Below are 387 nucleotides of genomic sequence, written 5' to 3'. Positions count from 1 at the left end.
GCGAATCGCCCGATTTTTATGTGGCATGTTGCCGTGGGCGGTTCACGAACCGCCCCTACAATATTGATTTTTGGACAGTTCAAATATCGTTTGAATAGACGTGGCAAGGAGTTGGTCGGCACCTTCCACCGCAAGAGCAACGGCAAGAACGTACATAATGAGACATTCGTTGTAACCACGTACGGGAAAGTTCATCTCCCAGGGAGAGGAAATTCCCAAAGGAATAGGAAAAATGGTTCCGTGGCGGGGGATATCGCCCATCCTAAGGATTACCGGAACAGGTAAAATCAAAAGAAAGCACGCTTTTCTACACGTATAGATGGTATGCCATAAGCCTCTGCAATCTTCATATAATCGGGGTTCTCCATCGGAGTAAATGAATAACGA

Annotated in this window: 1 protein-coding gene; it reads right to left on the bottom strand. The window is 46.5% G+C overall.

Annotation, left to right across the window (positions count from 1 at the left end; translation table 11 throughout):
* Positions 1 to 42: 42 nt before the first annotated feature.
* On the bottom strand, positions 43 to 291 hold the full coding sequence (locus tag D0T87_RS23815) for a hypothetical protein (protein ID WP_163178667.1): 249 nt from the start codon (positions 289 to 291) through the stop codon (positions 43 to 45).
* Positions 292 to 387: the final 96 nt, after the last annotated feature.

The sequence above is a fragment of the Bacteroides sp. 51 genome (assembly GCF_010500965.1).
Classification (GTDB): Bacteria; Bacteroidota; Bacteroidia; order Bacteroidales; family Bacteroidaceae; genus Bacteroides.
This window is presented reverse-complemented; position numbering and strand designations above follow the sequence as displayed.